Below are 20261 nucleotides of genomic sequence, written 5' to 3' on the forward strand. Positions count from 1 at the left end.
CTGTGGCCGGTTTCTTTTAACTTAGCGCCATCTTTATCGCCGCATCGCTGGCCAATATATCGGCGCGTTCATTGTCGGCGTCGCCATTATGACCCTTCACCCAGTGCCATTCGATCTCGTGGCGTTTCACCGCTTCGACCAAATCCTGCCATAGGTCGGCATTTTTAACCGGCTTTCTGGCCGCTGTCCGCCAGCCATTTTTCTGCCAGTTGAACACCCATTTGGTAATGCCGTCCTTCACATAGGTGCTGTCGATGGACAGCTTGACCCGGCAAGGCCGCTTGAGGATGTTGAGCGCCTCTATCGCGGCACGCAATTCCATGCGGTTATTGGTGGTTTCCTTTTCTCCGCCGGAAATCTCCAGCTCCTTGTCACCATAGCGGATTAATGCGCCCCAGCCGCCTGGCCCCGGATTGCCCTTGCACGCCCCGTCCGTGGCTATTTCAACGAAGGAAAGGTCGCTCATATTGCAAAAATGTCCGGGTTGGCTTGATAAAAACGAAGGCGGTTGAGAAAGGCCACCGGGTCTTTGCGCGTGACCAGCGCATCGGCGGGCGTATTGATCCAGTCATAAGCACGGGTCAGCAAAAACCGCAACGCCGCGCCGCGCGCAAGCACGGGTAATGCAGAATGTGCATCCGGGTTCAGGTTGAACGCCGACTGGTATCCGCGCAGCAAAGCGTCAGAAATGTCGGAGTGAAACTCTGCGCCGTCCTCTGAAAAGCACCATGCGGCATGGGTTATCGCCACGTCATAGGCGCGAATGTCGGTGCAGGAGAAATAAAAGTCGATCAATCCCGTGACCTGATCGTCCAGCATCAACACATTGTCAGGGAACAGATCGGCATGGATAACCGACCTTGGCAAGTCATCCGGCCAATGATCGTCGAGATAATCAAGTTCCGTATCGACCAGATCATGCAGACCCGTCGCAATCGCGTCCAACCCGTCGGGGCCGCAATCAATTGCCAGCTTGCGCCATGTATCATGGTTCATGCTGTTGGGCCGATCACCCGGAAAATCTTTGAGCGCATGGTGCATTTGGCCCAGAGCCTGTCCGGTTGCCTCTGCCTGCGCGGCGGTGGGGAGGCTCACAGAAATGCCGGGCAGGAATTTAATCAGACAAGCATAGCGGCCGCATAATTGCTGGATCTTTGTGCCATCGCGGTCGGCAATCATCGGCGGAACAGGGCAGTTTTTTTCCGCCAGATGGTCCAGCATCGCGATAAAAAAGGGCAGGTCGCCGGGATCGACACGCTTTTCATAAAGCGTCAGGATGAAACGGTCCTTCGTCGTTTCGATCAGGTAATTGCTGTTCTCCACGCCCTCCGCAATGCCCTTTGCAGAAACAAGCGTCCCTACGTCAAAGCGGGTGAGAAACCTGTCAATTTCCTCTGCACTAACCTTTGTATAAACAGCCATCAGGCGGCTTCTAGTCCGCGGGGAAGTTTGAAAACCATACGTTCTTCGGCTGCCTCTATTTTCTGTTCTTCGACATCATATCGTTCCTGCAAATGGGTTACGACCTCGCGCACCAATATCTCAGGGGCGGAAGCACCGGCGGTCAGGCCGAGTGTTTTGACGCCTTCCATCCAGTTAAAATCAATCTCGCTCGCCCGCTGGATCAGATAGCCTGTTGTGCCCTCACGCTGGGCCACTTCCACCAGACGCAGGCTGTTGGAGCTGTTGGGCGCGCCGATCACCAGCATAAGGTCGCAGGATTTCGCTATATCTTTAACCGCATCCTGCCGGTTAGACGTGGCGTAGCAAATATCCTCGCCCTTTGGCCCGACAATATTGGGAAAGCGTGCTTGCAGCGCCTCGACAATGGCTCTGGTATCATCGACGGACAAGGTGGTCTGCGTAAGGAAAGCAAGCATGTCGGGATCAGCCGGCGCCAGCGCCGCTACATCGTCCAGTGTTTCGACAAGGGTCATCATGCCCTCATCAACCTGACCAAAGGTACCGATGACTTCCGGATGGTTATTGTGGCCGACAAAAATAATATGCCGCCCCGCCTCGACCTGCCGTTCGGCTTGCCGGTGGACTTTGGATACCAGGGGGCAAGTGGCATCAAGATATTCAAGGCCGCGTTCTTCGGCTTTATGGGGTACAGCCTTTGGCACACCGTGCGCGGAAAACACCACGGGAACGCCGTCCGGAACCTCGTCCAGTTCCTCGACAAATATCGCGCCCTGGTTTTTCAGTTCATCGACAACATAGCGATTATGGACGATTTCATGACGAACATAGACCGGCGCACCATATTTTTTGATCGCCAGCTCGACAATTTTAATTGCCCTGTCCACGCCGGCGCAAAATCCGCGCGGAGCGGCTACAAGCAAGCTAATACGGGGTTTTTTTGATTCTGGCTGTTCCATGAAATATGCCTTAGTGAAAAACGGAGGCGGCGAAAAGCCCGTCTGTTCATCCTAAGGATGGTTGCGCGCTCTTAAAGGCATAGATAAGGGTTTTCATACCCTGAACAAGGACGCAGAGTATATCTGGGTGAATCGGGATAAAAGGCAAGGAATAAGCATGATATTCAACGGGCGTTTCAATAAGCTGCTATTGACGAGTGTAACGGTTCTGGCTCTGGCGGGTTGTGCCAAGGAAGGCGCGCTTGATGTCAGCACGGGTGTCGGGGTGAACGTGACCCGGACAGGATGCCCGGCGGTGGCTGTTCCCGACTATACCGGTGATATCACAGTGTTTAATCCCGCCAATAGCACGGATGCCAGCGCGATTGATGTGGTGGCCAATATCACCAATGTCCGCTCGACCTGTAACAGCGAAGGCGCGCGTATCTATACCGAAGCGTCATTTGACGTTTATGCCTTGCGCTCGAATGCCGAAGGCGCGCGCACAGTGACGCTGCCTTATTTCTCGACCGTCGTGCGCGGGGGCACTGCTGTTATCGCCAAGCGGGTGAATCAAGTGACGCTGACCTTTGCCGACGGCGAATATCGCGCTTCGACTTCCGCCAAGGCCGCTTCCTATATTGATGCGGCCGCTGCGCGCCTGCCCGAAGAGATTGTTGAAAAGATTACACGGCGCAGAAAGCCGGGCGATCCGGATGCTGCCCTGGACCCGCTGGCCGATCCGGAAGTGCGCGCTGCGATGGCCCGTTCAACCTTTGAACTTCTGGTCGGGTTTCAGCTTACCCCGGAACAGTTGCAATATAATGCTACGCGATAAAGCTGGCCGATAAACCCGGCCATTGAGAGCATTGCCGCTATGTTCGCCCGAACTTGCGGGCGCGCTGGTGCGGCAATTTCTTTTCATATTCCGGCAAGCCCGTTATGGGTGACCCCGATACCGGCGAGCTGTAACGGCTCATATTTTGATCGCATGTTTATAAAGAATCGGATGAACTGATGTTGTTCCATATTTTTCAACAACATATTGACAAAGCTTTAGATGAGTTGGTCGCTGAAGGGGCATTGCCCGGCGAACTCGACCGCAAGAATGTCACGTTGGAACCGCCGCGCGATGCATCGCATGGTGACCTGTCGACCAATGCCGCGATGGTCCTGTCCAAAGCGGCGAAGCAGAAACCGCGTGATCTTGCCGAGAAGATAGTCGAAAAGCTGAAGGTGCTGGACGATGTAAAGGCCGCTGAAATTGCCGGGCCGGGCTTTATCAACCTGTGGGTCAGTGATGAAGTGCTGCTCACGGAGCTCAGGGAAATAGCGCAACTGGGCGCGGATTATGGCCGCTCTACCAAGGGGCAGGGCATTACCGTTAATATCGAATATGTCTCCGCCAACCCGACCGGCCCGATGCACATGGGGCATTGCCGGGGCGCGGTTGTGGGCGATGCGCTGGCCGATCTGCTGGAATTTATCGGTCACAAGGTGATCCGCGAATATTATGTCAACGATGCCGGAGCGCAGGTCGATATCCTCGCCGAATCCACGCATATCCGCTATCGGGAAGCGTTGGGCGAACAGATTTTGGCGATTCCGGAGGGGCTATATCCGGGTGATTATCTGAAGCCGGTCGGATGGGCGCTGGCGCAGCAATATGGCGATCAGTATCGCGATGCCCCGATTGAGGAATGGCTACCGATTTTCCGCAAGGCTGCGGTTGCGGGAATGATGGATATGATCCGCGCCGATCTCGAACTGCTGGGCATTAAGCACAACCTGTTCTCATCCGAAGCGGAGCTGCTGGAAGCGGGCAAGGCCGATGTGGCAGAGGCTGAACTGCGCGCGCGTGGTCTGGTCTATGACGGGGTTCTGGAACAGCCCAAGGGCAAGACAGTCGACGACTGGGAGCCGGTGGAACTGCCTTTGTTCCGCTCGACAAAATTTGGTGATGACCAGGACCGTCCGATCAAGAAATCCAATGGCCGCTGGACCTATTTTGGCGGGGATCTCGCCTATCATTACCAGAAGGCCCAAAGCGCGGATGAGCTGATCGACATCTGGGGCGCTGACCATTCCGGCACCGTGAAGCGGATCAAGGCTGCGGTCGCGGCATTGACCGACGGCAAGACGAAGTTCGACGTGAAGCTGGTCCAGATGGTCCGGTTGCTGCGCGATGGCGAGCCGGAAAAAATGTCCAAACGCTCCGGCAATTTCGTCACCATCGCCGATATGGTTGATGAAGTCGGCAAGGATGCTGTGCGCTTCACGATGCTAACCCGCAAGGCCGACGCGCAAATGGACTTTGATGTTGCCAAGGTGAAAGAGGCGTCGCGCGATAATCCGGTCTTTTATGTGCAATATGCCCATGCGCGGATTCAATCGACGCTGCGTAAGGCCGCTGCCGAAGAAAATCTCCAGCCCTCCGAGCAGCATCTTGCGCTGCTGGGCGCGGAAGAGCTCGACCTTATCAAGCAGGCGGCGCAATTCCCGCGGATCGTGGAAGCCGCAGCGATAAACCGTGAGCCACATAGAATTGCGTTTTATCTCAATGACTTGGCGGCGGCTTTTCATGCGTTCTGGAACATGGGCAATGACCGGCCAGAGCTGCGGATCATCATCGCCGATAATCCTGAAATAACGTCCGCGAGACTTTTTTTAGCCAAATATTTAGGACAGGTGATTAAGAACGGCCTTGCATTGATGGGGGTTGCCGCCGCCGATAAAATGTAAGCGCTGAAAAAAACACGGGCAAAAAAACACGGGGTTTGATTATGTCTAATGTTAGTAACGCAGGCATGAGTATGGAAGGTCTGGATCTGGAAGATGGCGACCGCTTGCCATGGCTGGAATCCGCCGAAATATATGAAGATGACGAGGGGGAATATTCCCCGGTTCGCATTGCAATATTCATCATTCTGGCCCTTGCCCTGTTGGCCGCGATTGTTGGCGGTATTTACTGGATGCAAAACCGCAATACCATGGGCCTGAGCGGTGACGGAAGCCTGATCGAGGCGCCAAAAGGCGATTACAAGATACGCCCCAGCGACCCGCAGGTGAGGGAGTTTGAAGGCGACGGCGATGCCAGCTTTGCGGCCAGTCAGGGGCAGGTCACGACCGGCAAGCTGGGCACGGCTCCGGTTGTCGAAGCACCGATCAAGAATGATGAAACAGCGCCGCCAGTTAATCCGGACAGTGCGATGATCCAGCTCGGCGCTTTCAGTACCGCCGCTCAGGCCGATAAAGCATGGTCGGGTTTCGCCCGCCGCTTTGCGGATATCGACGCATTGCCCAAAAAGGTTGTGGAAGGCACGGTTGAAGGCAGCACGATTTACCGGCTCAACGCTGTGGCTCAAAATGTCTCCGCGGCAAAGAAAATATGCAACAGCCTGAAAGCAGCCGGGGAAAGCTGCATCGTTGTTGTCCCGTAAATAGCTTTCCCATTCGGGCAAATCACAGGAAAACGGGGGAAGCACTGTGGATAATGGTGCTTTCCGCTTTACCGGCCTGCCAATTTTCCGCATGACATAATCATGTATATATGCGTGAAATTGGGTGGAACGGGATCATGAAGCCGGTCATTTTTGGTATGTCGGGACTGTGCCTGACCGCTGATGAAAAAGCGTTTTTCAAGGACGCCGATCCTGCCGGATATATTATTTTTGGCCGCAATGTCGAAAGCAAGGACCAGTTGCGGGCGCTGACCGACGAGCTACGCGATTTGCATGGCCGTGACGATCTGGCTATCCTGATCGACCAGGAAGGTGGCCGGGTGGCGCGCATGCAAGAGCCGGTCTGGCCCCGTTTTCCTTCGGGAGAGGTTTTTGACAAGCTCTACAACATTGCCCCCGGCACAGCGATCGAAGCGGCACGGATCAATGCACAGGCGATTGGCGAAAGCCTTCGTGAAGTGGGCATAACCGTCAATTGCCTTCCCCTGCTGGATGTCCGGCAACCGGATACGGTAGAGGCTATCGGGGACCGCGCGCTGGGCAGTGACCCGATGCAGGTGGCGGCTTTGGGGCGGGCGGTGATTGATGGCCAGACCAAGGGCGGTGTGGTCAGCATCATCAAGCATATCCCCGGCCACGGGCGCGCCGTGGTGGATAGCCATATGGAATTGCCTACGGTCCATGCGTCTGCGGAAGAGCTGGAAGCCGACATTGCCCCGTTCCGTACCCTATCCGCCGCGCCGATGGCGATGACGGCGCATATCGTTTACACGGCATGGGACAAGGAACGCTGTGCCAGCCTGTCGCCGGTCGTCATCGAAAATATCATTCGCGGGGAAATCGGGTTTGACGGCCTGTTATTTTCTGATGACCTCGACATGAAGGCGCTGAAAGGCGAAGTGCCGGAACGCGCGCGCGATGTGGTTGCGGCCGGTTGTGATATTGCGCTGAACTGCTGGGGCCGGATGGACGAGATGACCGGTATCGCGAACCTGCTGGGCGAGATTGGCGAAAAGTCCCGCGCGCGGCTCGATAAAGCGATGGAAACATTGAAAGAGGCCGGTGAGCAAGTCGAATTGGCGGAATTGCTGTCCCGCCGTGATGCGTTGCTGGCGGCGGCCTGATGGACCGAAGCGTCAATATAGACAGCGAAACGGAGAGTTTCTTCTTCCCGCCATCCCCGCCCGAAGAGGATGACGCGCTTACGCTGAATATTGACGGTTGGGAGGGGCCGCTTGACCTCTTGCTGGCTTTGGCACGAAGCCAGAAGGTTGATTTGCGGGAAATATCAATCCTTGAACTGGTGCAACAATATCTGAAATATATAGCCGAGGCACAGAGCCTGAAACTGGAGCTGGCTGCGGATTATCTGGTGATGGCGGCGTGGCTGACCTATCTGAAATCCGGTCTGTTGCTGCCCAAGGACCCGGAAATTGACCCTTCACCCGAAGAACTGGCTCTGCGCCTGCAAATGCGGCTGGAGCGGCTGAACGCAATGCGGGAGGCGGGAGCCCGGTTGCTTGCCCGTGACCGGATTGGCCGTGATGTGTTTACGCGCGGTGCGCCAGAAGGCCTGCGGGTCGTCAATAACCGGCATTGGCAGGCGGAATATTATGACCTGATCTCCGCTTACGGGCGCGTCAAATTGCGGAGCATTCCGCCGGTCCATATCGTCAAACAGCGTATGGTGATGACTTTGGAAGATGCGCTGGAGCGGGTTTCCCTGATGCTTGGCGAAGCGATAGACTGGATGGATATCCGGGATTTTCTTCCCCCTGGCGGGCCGCCGCAACTGCGTAAATCGGCACTGGCATCCAGTTTCGTTGCGGCTCTGGAACTGGCCCGGCGGGGGAAACTGGTGCTCAGTCAGGATGAAAGCTTTGCCCCATTAAAGCTGAAGGCGAGAAGTGATGGATGACATCATCCGCGCGGTCGAGGCGACTTTATTCGCCTCCGAAACACCGATGACGATTGCGGATATCAGGCAATATGTCGGTGAAGACGCGGATGTTCGCGGGGCGATTAACGCTTTGCAGGACCATTATACAGGGCGCGGCATATCGCTGGTCAAAGCGGGTGACCGCTGGCATTTCCAGACCGCCCATGACCTTTCCCATCTGCTGCGGCGTGAACGCGCGCAGCTACGCAAACTGAGCCGTGCAGGCATGGAAACACTGGCCATCATTGCCTATCATGAGCCGGTGAGCCGCGCTGAAATAGAATCCATAAGGGGGGTTCAGGTTGCCAAGGGTACGCTGGATGTCCTGATGGAGACGGGCTGGGTCCGGCCCGCAGGGCGCCGTGAAGTGCCGGGACGTCCCCTTATTTACGCTACAACTGCGGAATTTCTTACCCATTTTGGCCTCCAGAGCCGCAAGGAATTGCCCGGAATTGACGACCTGAAAGCCGCTGGTTTGCTTGACCCTGTTGATTTTGCGATGGAACAGATGGATTTCGAGGCAGAAGAATTGCCGCAGGGTGAAGAAAATAGCCAAGAAAATGAAGGGGACTCCAGAGACTCACTGGAAAGTGAAACCGAAAGAGCCTAAGTAGTGGGCACAGATAAGGAGACTTTCGATGCAACCGAGTATTTGGCAGATTTTAATCATTGGGGCATTGGTCCTGATCCTATTCGGTCGTGGCCGGATTTCCGAGATGATGGGTGATGTTGGAAAAGGTATCAAATCATTCAAGCAAGGCATTTCCGAAGAAGAGAAAAGTGCAAGTTCCTCGCCGCAGATTGATACTAAACCAACCGATATCAAAGCAGAGACAACGACCAGCTCTGACAAGACCGCTGGTTAATGCCTGCCCGCGGGGAATAGCGGCGCGCACCCATGTTTGATCTTTCCATGTCCGAGATCATGATTATCGTGATCATTGCCATTGTGGTGATTGGCCCAAAGGAATTGCCTCGCGCTCTTGGTACGGCAGGCCGCTGGGTGGCCAAGGGTCGCGGCGTCATGGCCAATTTCCGCACCGGTTTCGATGCCATGGTGCGTGAGGCTGAAATGCAGGAAATGGAAAAGAAATGGGCCGCGGAGAACGAGCGTATCATGCTCGAACATCCCGACATTTCTGATGCAGAAGATGAACCGGTGATGCGGGCGCTGGATGCTCCCAAGGAAAATGGCTCTGGCGAAAACGAGACTGGCGAAAACGACACTGGCGAAGCGGACCAACGGGATCTGCCGCTTGATGACAGCACATCAGAAAAACCGGCAAAAGAATCCGGTCAATGAACAACCCGTCCAAACCGGATATTGATGAGAGCAAGGCTCCGCTGATCGATCACCTGATCGAATTGCGGCAACGTCTTGTGCGGACAGTGATTGCCCTGTTCATCGCTTTCCTGGTCAGCTTTTATTTTGCCGACGAGATATTTGGAATATTGGTGGCCCCGCTGACCGACGCATTTCCGCCGGGTGAGGGAAGGCTGATCTATACCAAGCTTTACGAAGCGTTTTTTGTCGAGATAAAGGTCGCGATGTTCGCTGCCTTCTTCCTTGCATTCCCGATCATTGCGAACCAGGTCTGGGCCTTTGTCGCGCCGGGGCTTTATTCAAACGAGAAGAGGGCTTTTCTGCCGTTTCTTTTGGCCACACCGATCTTATTCGCCGCTGGAGCCTCGCTGGCCTATTTCGTTGTGATGCCGCTGGCCTTCGAGTTTTTTCTGGGATTTGAGGGCGAAGTCGGCGGAATGACACAGGAAGCACTGCCGGCAATGGGCGATTATCTCGATCTCGTCATGCGCTTCATGCTGGCCTTTGGAGCGTGTTTCCAGCTTCCGGTGCTGCTTTTATTGTTAAACCGCGCAGGGCTGGTTACACGCGAACAGCTTACGGGCCTTCGCCGTTATATGGTTGTCTTGGCATTTGTGATTGGCGCAATATTGACGCCGCCGGATATCGTGTCGCAGTTTCTACTCGGCCTGCCTATGATCCTGCTTTACGAGGCTTCGCTTGCGATCATGTGGTTTACCGAGCGCAAGCAGGAAAAGACCAAAGCTGCCGAGTAGATATGGCGGTTTAGGGCTAGTCAATTACCTCTTCGCCCGCTTCGCCGACAGATTCAATATCTTCACCTGCACCCTGAACGGTATTGCACGCGGCAAGGACCATCGTTGATGACAGGATAAAAGTCATAAAGATCTTACGCATTTTCGCTCTCCTTACGGCCGGACATAATATGCCGACACTCAAACATAATGCACAGATCGCGTTTTGGTTCCCGCAACCGGCCTCATAATTGCATGTTTAGCGATCAACGCCGGATCATTTGCGGCGGATAGTTTACAGGTGGATGAGTGTAATAGGCTCAGTTGATGACTTCTTCACCAGCACGACCGACAGAACCGATATCCTCGCCTACGCCCTGAACCGTGTTACAGGCCGCCAGAACGAAGGTCGCAGACAACATCAAAATAGCTAAAATATTACGCATAAATTCTCCGATCATTAAAATTAGTCGATTGCCCGTTCGCCGGCGCGGCCAACGGACTTAATATCGTCCCCAACACCTTGCACAGTGTTGCACGCACCCAGCAAGAGAGTTGATGTAATAACGATGGAAGCGAAGATTTTCCGCATTTGGGTAGCTCCTGATTCTCTGTTTCTAGCGAGAACCGGAAGCTACCCGATTTCTGCTAAAAACTAAACTTTGCGCTGATACGAATATCACGACCTGCCAGTGGTACGTAATCTTTCGTGAACGAGGCATGACGGCGCACATTAACATCAAAGATATTGTTTGCCGAAGCCAAAAGTGTCACGCCGCCATTTTTACCGAATGGCCGCCATGCCGCAGACGCATTGACCAGGGTGAAGCTGTCAGTTGGCGTTTCATAGGCTGCAACCCGGTTCTGGGCGTCGGACCATTCCAGTTCTGCGCGCAGGTCAAGCGCGTCGCTTTGCGCCTCGATACCGCCCAACAGACGCAGCGGCGGGATCCGGGGAACAGGGCCGCCGCCATCCTTGATTTTTGCCCGGACATAATCGGCTACCCCGTCGGCGACAAAGTCAAACCTGCCTGTGCGGGCAAAGACATAGGATGCTGAGGCTTCAAAGCCATAATAAGTCGCATCGCGTTGAAAATACTGGAAAACCGGCAGGCCATCTTCTTCCGCGCCGGTTGCGGCTTCAAAAATATAATCATTGAACAGGTTGGCGAAAATGGTCGCGTTCAACTGGAGATCGTCTGAATCCCAGCGTGCATAAAGCTCTCCGCCCCAGCTTTTTTCTGTCGTGAAATCCGGATTGCCGATTTCATAGGCCTGGGTTGCGATATGGGGGCCATCGGACAAAAGCTCTTCAGCCGATGGTGCGCGCTCCGAGCGGGAGAGATTGACACCGACTTTCAGGCCCGTGCCATCAGGAGCATAGGCAAGGCCAAGCGCTCCGGAAAGGCTGTCGAAACTGCGATCGAAATTGATGATGTTTGACGAAAGATCGGTCTTTTCATAGCGCGCTGCGATTTCAGCCTCAAAATTGCCAAGATCAATTTCCTGCACTGTAAAGGCCGCCAAACTCTCGACGCTGTTCTTGGGAACAAATGCTTCTGCTCCGATGGCATTGAAATCCCGTTGCAAGAGCTGCGTACCGATGACGCCGCGCCAACCGTTGCGATCCGACTGAACCAGTTCCGCACGGGCCTCTACACCCGAAACCTGAAACACCGTGCCGACTTCATCGCCTTCATATTCGGTATGTTCATAATCGGAATAGCCGGCACGCAGGTTGAGCTTTTCAAAAAATCCGCCAAGATCAACACCGGCGCGCAGATCGGCGCGGAATTGTTCCAGCCCGATTGTGACAGGTGCTTCACCTTCTTCGTGATCATGGTCATGGTCGTCATCATCGTCAGCTTCATGCGCGTGCACCGTTCCAGGGCGGGTGGGGACACCATAATCCGTGTCATAATAGCTTACCGAAAAGCCGATATTACCGCCTTCACCAATATAGGCGAGGCCAGTGGATGCGTTAATTGTGCGGCTGGCCGTATTCGGGACCTTGCCGCGCTGGTTGGCGGTAGCGGTCAGCTCCGCCGCTTCGTCGAGATGGCCTTCCTCGGCTTCCTCGGCGGCCTGCGCCAGAACTTCGCTGCGTAGCTCGGGCGCCAGGACATAACCGGCGACATTGACATCATCGGTATCGCGGAAGCTGCCGTTGATATGGAATACAAGCGAGTCCGTCAGTTTCACGTCGAGCGAGCCGCCCATGCTCCAGTCATTTGCAGCGCTGCCATAGCCGCCGATGGCATCAAGGTGAAAGGCTTCGTCAGGGACATTGCGCGGAATGCGCTTGTCGATCACATTCACCGCGCCGCCAATCGCATCGCCGCCGAACAGTAAAACCGCCGGCCCGCGCAGCACTTCAACACGCTGGGCAGTCAGGGCGTCAATCGCGACCGCGTGGTCAGTCGAAGTGTTGGAAGCATCGAGAGCGCCCAGGCCATCGGTCAGAACCCGAACGCGGGGCCCCTGAAAACCGCGTAATACCGGGCGGGAAGCGCCGGGCGCAAAGCTGGTCGAGGAAATACCGGGAAGGCTGGTCAGGCTGTCACCAATCTGGCCGCGCATATCCTTGGTCAACTGGTCGCCCGATAATACAGATGTGCCAGCCAGAATATCCAGCTTCTTGACATAGGGCGCGGTCACGACGATCGCGTCATCCTTGTGAAAATCGTCATATGTCCCGCGCAGTTGCGGCGTATCGGATGTATCCTGATCCGCACTTTCTTGTGTAAGGACGGGTTGTTGGGCAAGAATTGGGGTGATGGGGCTGATCAATAGAGCGGTAGAGAGGAAATATTTGATCTGGGGCATGAATACTCGCCTGAATGAGGGGTTGAGGGTTGTTGCACCCTCCTTTAAGAGAAATGATATAACATATCAATGCTATTTTCATTGTGCCGCGAAATTGGTTATCCGTAACCTTTGAACAATGAACATAGCCTTTAGTTCCGGGTTGGTCGAAGGACGTTCCCAAATCGGGCTCAGCATCAAATCATTACTCGTGGGACACATAATCGCTTAACAAGTTGGACATGACGCGCAAATAAAACCACGCTAATGACAATATCATGACTTTTACCAAAAAAATCCTGTTGCTGGGTTCGGGCGAACTGGGCCGCGAATTCACCATTTCCGCCAAGCGCCTTGGTGCCTATGTCATTGCGTGCGACGCTTATCCGGCCGCTCCGGCGATGCAGGTCGCGGATGAGTGCGAGATATTCTCCATGCTCGACGGTGATAAATTGCGCGCTGCCATCGAAAAACACAAACCCGACCTGATTGTTCCGGAGGTCGAGGCTATCCGTACCGAGATACTCGTGGAGATGGAGGGCGAGGGATATAATATCGTGCCATCCGCACGCGCGACTCAGCTTACGATGAACCGCGATGCGATCCGCGATGTTGCGGCCCGGGAACTGGGACTTGTCACGTCTCGCTATCATTATGCCGAATGTTTCGCCGAGGTGCAGGCGGCTGCTGATGATATAGGGCTGCCGCTGGTCATCAAGCCGGTCATGTCATCCTCTGGCAAGGGACAGAGCAAGGTAGATAGTATCGACGCGCTGGAAACCGCATGGACTTACGCTGTTGACAATATGCGCGGCGACCGCGTCCGTGTGATTGTCGAGCAGTTTATCGACTTTGCCTATGAAATCACGCTTTTGACCATCCGCACACGCGAAGGGGTCCTGTTTTGTCCGCCCATTGGCCATAGGCAGGAACGCGGTGACTATATGGAAAGCTGGCAGCCCGCTGCCATGTCAGAGGACGCGTTGAAATCCGCTCAGGATATGGCGCGCAAAGTCGTCGATAACCTTGGCGGTTATGGATTGTTCGGCGTCGAGTTTTTCGTGACCAGACAGGACGAGGTTATTTTTTCAGAGCTCAGCCCCCGTCCGCATGATACCGGCATGGTCACGTTAATAGGCCAGAACTTGAGCGAATTCGATCTTCATGCCCGGGCTGTCATGGCTTTGCCCATCCCGCATATCGTCCAGACCGCTCCGGCAAGCGCCAGTGCCGTGATATTGGCCGACCGCGAGGCCGGGGATTTTGCCTTTACCGGAATTGCCGATGCTCTGGCCTTGGGCGGGGAAGGGGCCGAAGTGGATGTGCGGATATTCTGCAAGCCCGTCACGCGGGTCCACAGGCGTATGGGGGTGGCCCTGGCAACCGGCGCTGACAGCGATGCGGCCCGGCGGCTCGCCAAAAATGCAGCGGACAGGGTCAGGATTGAATATCGGGAATAATGCGTTCATCGATGGCTAAGCTCGTTTCGTCTAAGGATGATTTCACACGTAACCATTTGCCTTTCTATGTTCTGTTCCTATATGGAATCTCAAGACGAAAGGAGCTCAGGGCAATATCCTGAGCGGGGCCATATTTCCTAATTTTTGGAGTGCATATATGCGATTTTCAGTTTCCAGCCGCAAATTTTTTCTGGGCGTATCAACCGCTGCCTTGCTCGGCATCGGCAGTAGTCCCGCCATGGCAGAGCAAACAACTGCGGAGCTTAACAAGGTAAGCGCAAACGGGAAGAATGAAATGAACGAACCATCTGGCAATGTGTCTGAAAATAGCATTTTACAGGAATGGACAGGCCCTTATGGCGGTGTTCCGCCGTGGGATGCAATGAAAGTCTCCGACTTTCCGCAGGCATTTGACCAGATGATGAAGGACATCAAGGCCAGATATGTTGCCGTGCGTGACAATCCCGAGCCAGCGACCTTTGATAATACAATCGTGCCTCTGGAACTGGCAAGCACCAGCGCCGATGAGCTTTTCGCCATCTGGGGCGTATATTCAAGCAACCTGTCCAATGACGAGGTTCGCAAGATCCAGGGTGAGTGGATTCCAAAAGTTTCGGCTTTCTTTGATGAGCTGACCCTCGACCCGAAACTTTTCCAGCGGTATAAAACCGTTTATGACAACCGGGAAAACGCCGGTCTGGATGCACAGCAATTGCGTCTGGTTGAGCGTGAATATGAAGCCCTTGTCCGCAACGGCGCATTATTGGAAGGCGCGGATAAAGAGCAACTGATTGCCTATAATACCGAGCTGTCAAAAGCGTTTAACGACTTTTCCAACAAGGTTCTGGCCGATGAGGAAACCTTTATTTTCCTGACCGATAAGGCCGATCTTGCCGGATTGCCGGACAGTTTCATCGCTTCCATTGCCGAAGCGGCCAAGGAACAGGGTAAAGAGGGCTGGGCGCTGAAAAACACCCGTTCGGTGATGCAGCCTTTCCTGCAAAACTCGACCCGCCGTGATCTGCGCGAAAAAGTCTATAACGCCTATATTAACCGCGGCGACAATGGCGATGAGAACGACACCAACGCGACGATCGCCAAAATCCTGAAGCTGCGTGCGGATCGTGCGAAGCTGCTCGGCTTTGAAACCCATGCCCATTACCGCATGGCCGATACGATGGCGAAAGACCCCGAAACCGCGATGGAGCTGATGATGAAAGTCTGGCCCGCCGCTGTCGCACGGGTGAACGAAGAAGTGGCTGATATGCAGGCGATTGCCGATGCCGAGGGTGCTGACATCACGATCAAGCCATGGGATTATCGTTATTATGCCGAAAAGGTCCGTAATGAAAAATACGACCTCGATGAAGCGGAGATCAAACCCTATTTCAAACTGGACAACATGGTCGACGCGATGTTTGACGCCGCGAACAAGCTGTACGGGATGAGCTTTACCGAGAATACGGGCAGCGTGCCGGTTTTCGATCCCGAAGTCCGCACCTTTGAAGTGAAGCGCGGGGACAAGCTAGTCGGGCTTTTCTATCTCGATAATTTTGCACGCGGCGGGAAACGGTCAGGTGCGTGGATGACCACCTATCGCAGCCAGTTCGATCTGGGCGGTAAGAATGATTATGTTCTGGCGTCCAACAATAACAATTTCGTCAAAGGCGGGGTGGGTGATCCCACGCTCATCAGTCTGGATGATGCATCGACCCTGTTCCACGAATTTGGTCATGCGCTGCATTATCTGAACTATGACATCACCTATCCGGGACTTGGCGGGACACCGCGCGATTTTGTGGAATATCCAAGCCAGGTGAACGAGAATTGGCTGCTCACCCGCTATGTGCTGGATAATTATGCCAAACATGCCGAAACCGGTGAGCCTATGCCGCAGGAGCTGGTTGACAAGATCAACAAGTCGAAAACCTTTAATGAAGGCTTTTCAACGGTGGAATATCTGTCATCTGCCATTGTGGATATGAAACTCCACAACCGCGCCGAACCGGTCACCGACCCCGATACGTTCGAGCGTGAGACGCTGGCTGAAATCGGCATGCCGGATACGATTGTGATGCGTCACCGCTTGCCGCAGTTCAATCACCTGTTCTCGTCCGACGCCTACTCGGCTGGATATTACAGCTATTTGTGGTCCGAAACCATGGACGCGGATACCTGGGCGGCCTTTGAAGAAACCGGGGATGTGTGGGACAAGGACACGGCGGAACGCTTCCGCTCGATAATCCTGTCCACCGCAAACGAAACGGATCGCAAGGAAGCATACCGCAAATTCCGCGGCCGTGATCCGGAAGTGAAATATATCCTCAAGAAACGGGGATTCCCGGTGCCCGGCGAAACTACCGGTAGCGAGTGAATAACCGGTAATCGAAAGATATAAAAAGGGCGCGCTAGCCATTGGTCAGCGCGCCCTTTCTTTATGGATTACAGAAATATTTTCTGGAGTTTAGAAACGCATACCAACGCCGGCCACGACCTGGTGACGGTCAAGGTCAATGCCGATTTCCTGGTTGTCCGAGAACAGTCGGTCATCAAACTTCATGGCGCTATAGTTGGAATAGCGGTATTCCAGTTTCACATAGCCCGGGCCGATAAGTTGTTCGACACCAGCGCCTACGCGGAAACCGTCTACTGACTGGGCATCATCGAAATTCAGGTCAAAGCCATCATCTTCAAGACGGTCCTGAAAACGGGATTCTACGCGCGTGTTGGTGTAGCCACCCTTTGCATAGAGCAAGGTGCTGGGCGCTACTTGCGCGCCGATCCGTGCGCCGACATACAGGTCACGATTGACATTGATGCGATATCCGAAGGGCGCAGCAATATCTTCATCGGTTCCCTGCTTTCCGGTCGAGTCCATATACTCGCCTTCCAGACCGACAATTACCGAGCCTAGATCGAAGTCGTAACCGATCGCTGCGCCATAAGCGAAGCCGTCGACAGACTGGTCGATATCATTCTCTTCGAAAATGCCGTCATTGTCGGTATCGATATCAACGTCACTGCCGGAGCTAAGCTGATCATAGCCGCCGAGGATTTCGATGCGGGGACCAGAGAAGGGGGATGTTTCCTGAGCCTGGGCCGCAGCTGAAACCATCATGCTGCCCGCGAGGAGAGATATTATAAGGGGGGATTTCATTTTTATTACTCCATTATTACTATTCAAACATCTGCTGGAAACGTGTGCAGACGTAGTTTGTTCCATAAGGAACCCCTCTGAAATGCGGCTTGTTAGATGAACGGCAGATGATATTTTACATTTTGGAACGAAAATTCTGGAAATGGCCAAATCTGTTGCATTTCCAACACATAGGAACTGTTCTGCACGTAAGATGAACTGTGTAACCGCTGATTTTAACAGCGTTTTCTGACACTATACGAGGGCGTGAACCAGATACTGAAACACCTTCCCGGATACAGGATGGGGACACAAGTTTCAGCGTTCAGGGGAGGGGGATTAAACCCGGAGGGGTGATGCGAGAACCGTCAGCCAGATGCAGAGAATGTTATCTATGCCCAAGACTGACGGAACAGATTTTCCCGCATATTCTTTTGTTCATAAACGAAACCGTAGCGGATCAGGCCGCCATTGCCGTTTTGCTAAAACTTTCTGTAAAGCGCGGCTGCATGGGTTGGCTTGAAACTATCGCCAGTGGCAAAGCCGTTTCGCAATAGGCACATTCCGCGCTGAACCGGCCTACATACCATTGGGATTTACCGCAACCGGGGCAGTGGTTGACGATGTCCTGATGATACATCGGTTGATATCCCCGTTGTTGCACAGCTTCTTTTTGCGGGTTCGTAGCTTCAGCCGGCGCATCAAGAGTCCGGTCGGCGAATGATTTTAGGGGTAAATACATCGTTCTTCCTTCTGTTACTCTGAACTTTCAACGCACGAGATTAAGTTTCGAGACTGAATCTGCGATGAACCGTTTGTTTCAGTCGATGAAAGGATATGCCGACCATCGGGCGAATTATAGTAATTTTCGGACATAAGGACGGGAGACTGGGCTTGAACGAAGTCAAATCGTTGAAAGAAACAGGAAAAAAACTGTTGTAAACTTATGTCACATATTAACGTATATGGTTAAATTTACACAGGTTTATTGCCGTATCAGGCACCGGAAGCAATGTGCCGCAGGCCTTTGGTAGGCTTTTCTGAATGTCACCGGCGACCTTCACTCGACATTGGCGACATTATATTTGAGCGCTTCCTCTCTGGTCAGACAGCGCCGCGTTGACCTGTCTTTGCCGTCTGTTTCGATCGCCTTTTGTCTATACATGATATCGGTCAACAGCTTTCGCGACACACCCATGCGGATTAGGAAGTCATTATCTTCAGTCGCCAGCAGGGCGCTTTCCTGTTCGACTTCCCCGATAAGCTCGACCGTGGAATCGGTGCCCATTTCAATGCTGTAATTGATAGCATTGCGGTCATTTGTCATCGTGAACATGTGAACCATGAAATTTCCGCCATCCTCGATAATCCGGGCGCGGCCGCCCATGAAAACAAAGTTGCACGCGCTGAAACAGGTCCATCCTGAGGGGATACGGGTGATTATCAAACCGCCTTCTTCGCGGATAATGCGTCCCGCTTCATTTCCGGCGCGGGCATCTCCCCCCGGCGAGCGGAGCCAGATTTCGGTAATATCGCCATGATCGGCAAGCGCTTTTTTCAGCCGCTGGGGCAATCCTACATCCACAAATCCTTCGGCAAGCAGAACGGATGTGCCGTCTTTCTCTACGCGCGTGAGCTTCATTTCCGTATAATCGGACCAATCAGGCTCGTCCGGGCATGTCGGGTTGGCGGGATCCATGACAATATCTTTGTCCGGCGCACTATTCCCCTGAACAGCCAGCATTGCGGCCAGTAATATCAGCGGTTTGAAACGAGTTTTCATGACCTTTCTTCCCATCCGGCGAAGGTGATTATGAAGAGCTTATACCATATACCGGTTTTATGTTATGATGAGATTTGTCACATTGTGCGATATTTCACAGACAGGCTGAAAAAAATGGCCTAGTTTCATTCCAGCTGGCGGTCTTGGTTTCGTATCATGGTCTGCCTGGAGCAGTCAGCCCGCAAGGGGAGGGAATGAAATGACAAAATGGATGCACAGCCTATCTTATGCACTGGCCACGGCCTTTTTGGCCGTCCATGCGGCCGTTCCGGCCAATTCCCAGGAACAGGCCATATCCGATACGGATCGCGCCTATTCCCCGCCTGTCTCACCCCAGCCGGAATTGCCCTCATTACCACCAACCCCGATATTAACGTCAGAAGGCTATCCTGACTGCCGCGAGGATTTTCAGAAAATCTCAGCTCCTTTCGACAAGGCCGAAGAGATTAACCGCTGCACCATATCGCTCGACCGTTATTATGCACAGGTGTTGACCCCGTTCCGGCAGCGGATGATCGATCACCAGAATGAATTATCTGCCCTTTATACAGATAAAGTCGCCGGAAAAATGGCCTACTCGGCAAAGGCCCGCGATGATTTTTACAAAGCGATAATGCAGGAACATGCCGCGTCCGACCCGGAAGGCGCCAATCTTGCCGGCTATCGCGAATTGGAGTCGCGTTACCAGACTGACCGCGCCTATTTACAGGACCGCTTTTGCTTCAACACCGGTTGCGGCGGGTATGACGTGCCCGAATATGTGGCCAGCGATAAAGAAAGCGACAAAGAAAGCAGCGCGCCTAAAACTGCGGAAAAGGCTACAGCCGCACAAAAATGCAAAAAAGCGAGAGGGCGCGGTGGCCTGCTCGGCGGTATTATAGGCGGCGTGGCTGGTAATGTGGCCGGTCTTGGCAATGTCGGCACGCTCATTTCAAGCGGCGTGGGGGCGCTGCTGGTCAGCGAAATTGCCTGCCAGCTTACCGAAGACGAGCAGAAAGAAGCTGCCGAGGCCACTGTCGCAGTCACCGAGCAAGAGGAAGTCGGTGCCACGGCAAGCTGGAAAAGCCCGACTCGCTCCGGTGTTTCCGGATCGTCAACCGTCACTGCCCTCAACGCTCAGCCCAATGGACGCCGGTGCCTTAGCATAACCGATGTCGCGATAATCGAAGGCGAGGAAACGCGGGTTTCCAAGCAAATGTGCCGAGGGCAGGGCGATGAAGGCTATGTGATTGTTGCTTAGGGCGGGTTTGGAGCGCCCT

Annotated in this window: 22 protein-coding genes; 12 read left to right on the forward strand and 10 right to left on the reverse strand. The window is 54.0% G+C overall.

Annotation, left to right across the window (positions count from 1 at the left end; all coding sequences use genetic code 11):
- Window positions 1–16: 16 nt before the first annotated feature.
- The 3 genes from rnhA to ispH are packed head-to-tail and all read right to left on the reverse strand — an operon-like array spanning window position 17 to window position 2381.
- On the reverse strand, window positions 17–466 hold the full coding sequence (gene rnhA / locus VIN76_RS05245; protein ID WP_332040767.1) for a ribonuclease HI: 450 nt from the start codon (window positions 464–466) through the stop codon (window positions 17–19).
- Entirely contained in the window at window positions 463–1422 is a 960-nt protein-coding gene (gene thrB, locus VIN76_RS05250) for a homoserine kinase (protein ID WP_332040768.1), read from the reverse strand. Before thrB ends, rnhA begins: the two co-directional genes overlap by 4 nt.
- Entirely contained in the window at window positions 1422–2381 is a 960-nt protein-coding gene (gene ispH, locus VIN76_RS05255) for a 4-hydroxy-3-methylbut-2-enyl diphosphate reductase (protein ID WP_332040769.1), read from the reverse strand. The genes thrB and ispH overlap by 1 nt, the downstream gene beginning before the upstream one ends.
- Before the next feature lie 157 nt (window positions 2382–2538).
- On the opposite strand from ispH, the gene VIN76_RS05260 reads away from it, so the two are divergent.
- From VIN76_RS05260 to tatC, 9 genes are all read left to right on the forward strand, one after another.
- Window positions 2539–3198, forward strand: a complete 660-nt coding sequence (locus VIN76_RS05260) for a hypothetical protein (RefSeq protein ID WP_332040770.1) — start codon at window positions 2539–2541, stop codon at window positions 3196–3198.
- 176 nt (window positions 3199–3374) lie between these two features.
- On the forward strand, window positions 3375–5102 hold the full coding sequence (gene argS, locus VIN76_RS05265) for an arginine--tRNA ligase (protein WP_414696289.1): 1728 nt from the start codon (window positions 3375–3377) through the stop codon (window positions 5100–5102).
- A 41-nt stretch (window positions 5103–5143) separates the two neighbouring features.
- A complete protein-coding gene (locus VIN76_RS05270) occupies window positions 5144–5800 on the forward strand; it encodes an SPOR domain-containing protein (RefSeq protein ID WP_332040772.1) in 657 nt (218 codons plus the stop codon).
- A 137-nt stretch (window positions 5801–5937) separates the two neighbouring features.
- The gene (gene nagZ, locus VIN76_RS05275; RefSeq protein WP_332040773.1) at window positions 5938–6945 is read left to right on the forward strand and encodes a beta-N-acetylhexosaminidase; all 1008 of its coding nucleotides are present in this window, start codon (window positions 5938–5940) and stop codon (window positions 6943–6945) included.
- The gene (locus VIN76_RS05280) at window positions 6945–7739 is read left to right on the forward strand and encodes a ScpA family protein (protein WP_332040774.1); all 795 of its coding nucleotides are present in this window, start codon (window positions 6945–6947) and stop codon (window positions 7737–7739) included. The genes nagZ and VIN76_RS05280 overlap by 1 nt, the downstream gene beginning before the upstream one ends.
- A complete protein-coding gene (scpB, locus tag VIN76_RS05285; RefSeq protein ID WP_332040775.1) occupies window positions 7732–8370 on the forward strand; it encodes an SMC-Scp complex subunit ScpB in 639 nt (212 codons plus the stop codon). The genes VIN76_RS05280 and scpB overlap by 8 nt, the downstream gene beginning before the upstream one ends.
- 28 nt (window positions 8371–8398) lie before the next feature.
- Window positions 8399–8626, forward strand: a complete 228-nt coding sequence (locus tag VIN76_RS05290; protein WP_332040776.1) for a twin-arginine translocase TatA/TatE family subunit — start codon at window positions 8399–8401, stop codon at window positions 8624–8626.
- 32 nt (window positions 8627–8658) lie between these two features.
- A complete protein-coding gene (gene tatB, locus VIN76_RS05295) occupies window positions 8659–9063 on the forward strand; it encodes a Sec-independent protein translocase protein TatB (RefSeq protein ID WP_332040777.1) in 405 nt (134 codons plus the stop codon).
- A complete protein-coding gene (gene tatC, locus VIN76_RS05300) occupies window positions 9060–9839 on the forward strand; it encodes a twin-arginine translocase subunit TatC (RefSeq protein WP_332040778.1) in 780 nt (259 codons plus the stop codon). Before tatB ends, tatC begins: the two co-directional genes overlap by 4 nt.
- Before the next feature lie 16 nt (window positions 9840–9855).
- Here tatC and VIN76_RS05305 read toward each other — a convergent pair whose 3' ends face one another.
- The 4 genes from VIN76_RS05305 to VIN76_RS05320 all read right to left on the reverse strand — a co-directional run bounded on the left by VIN76_RS05305 (window position 9856) and on the right by VIN76_RS05320 (window position 12644).
- Window positions 9856–9966 (reverse strand): entericidin A/B family lipoprotein, encoded by a 111-nt coding sequence (locus VIN76_RS05305; protein ID WP_414696290.1) that lies wholly within the window; start codon window positions 9964–9966, stop codon window positions 9856–9858.
- 172 nt (window positions 9967–10138) lie between these two features.
- Window positions 10139–10264: an entericidin gene (locus tag VIN76_RS05310; protein WP_332040780.1), complete on the reverse strand. Its 126-nt coding sequence runs from the start codon at window positions 10262–10264 to the stop codon at window positions 10139–10141.
- 20 nt (window positions 10265–10284) lie between these two features.
- The gene (locus VIN76_RS05315) at window positions 10285–10410 is read right to left on the reverse strand and encodes an Entericidin EcnA/B family protein (RefSeq protein ID WP_332040781.1); all 126 of its coding nucleotides are present in this window, start codon (window positions 10408–10410) and stop codon (window positions 10285–10287) included.
- Window positions 10411–10466: 56 nt separating this feature from the next.
- Entirely contained in the window at window positions 10467–12644 is a 2178-nt protein-coding gene (locus VIN76_RS05320) for a TonB-dependent receptor (protein ID WP_332040782.1), read from the reverse strand.
- Between the two features lie 257 nt (window positions 12645–12901).
- On the opposite strand from VIN76_RS05320, the gene purT reads away from it, so the two are divergent.
- A complete protein-coding gene (gene purT, locus VIN76_RS05325) occupies window positions 12902–14083 on the forward strand; it encodes a formate-dependent phosphoribosylglycinamide formyltransferase (protein ID WP_332040783.1) in 1182 nt (393 codons plus the stop codon).
- Window positions 14084–14240: 157 nt separating this feature from the next.
- Window positions 14241–16457 (forward strand): M3 family metallopeptidase, encoded by a 2217-nt coding sequence (locus tag VIN76_RS05330; protein WP_332040784.1) that lies wholly within the window; start codon window positions 14241–14243, stop codon window positions 16455–16457.
- 90 nt (window positions 16458–16547) lie between these two features.
- On the opposite strand, the gene VIN76_RS05335 is transcribed toward VIN76_RS05330, so the two are convergent.
- From VIN76_RS05335 to VIN76_RS05345, 3 genes are all read right to left on the reverse strand, one after another.
- On the reverse strand, window positions 16548–17240 hold the full coding sequence (locus tag VIN76_RS05335) for a porin family protein (protein WP_332040785.1): 693 nt from the start codon (window positions 17238–17240) through the stop codon (window positions 16548–16550).
- Between the two features lie 439 nt (window positions 17241–17679).
- Window positions 17680–17961, reverse strand: a complete 282-nt coding sequence (locus tag VIN76_RS05340; RefSeq protein ID WP_332040786.1) for a hypothetical protein — start codon at window positions 17959–17961, stop codon at window positions 17680–17682.
- A 318-nt stretch (window positions 17962–18279) separates the two neighbouring features.
- Complete coding sequence (locus VIN76_RS05345) at window positions 18280–19002, reverse strand: hypothetical protein (RefSeq protein ID WP_332040787.1); 723 nt, start codon at window positions 19000–19002, stop codon at window positions 18280–18282.
- Between the two features lie 199 nt (window positions 19003–19201).
- Here VIN76_RS05345 and VIN76_RS05350 point away from each other — a divergent pair, with 199 nt between their 5' ends.
- Window positions 19202–20242 carry a hypothetical protein gene (locus VIN76_RS05350; RefSeq protein WP_332040788.1) on the forward strand — a complete coding sequence of 347 codons (1041 nt, stop codon included), beginning with the start codon at window positions 19202–19204 and terminating at the stop codon, window positions 20240–20242.
- The last annotated feature ends 19 nt before the right edge of the window (window positions 20243–20261 follow it).

This window comes from Parasphingorhabdus sp., assembly GCF_036568145.1.
Taxonomy (GTDB): domain Bacteria; phylum Pseudomonadota; class Alphaproteobacteria; order Sphingomonadales; family Sphingomonadaceae; genus Parasphingorhabdus.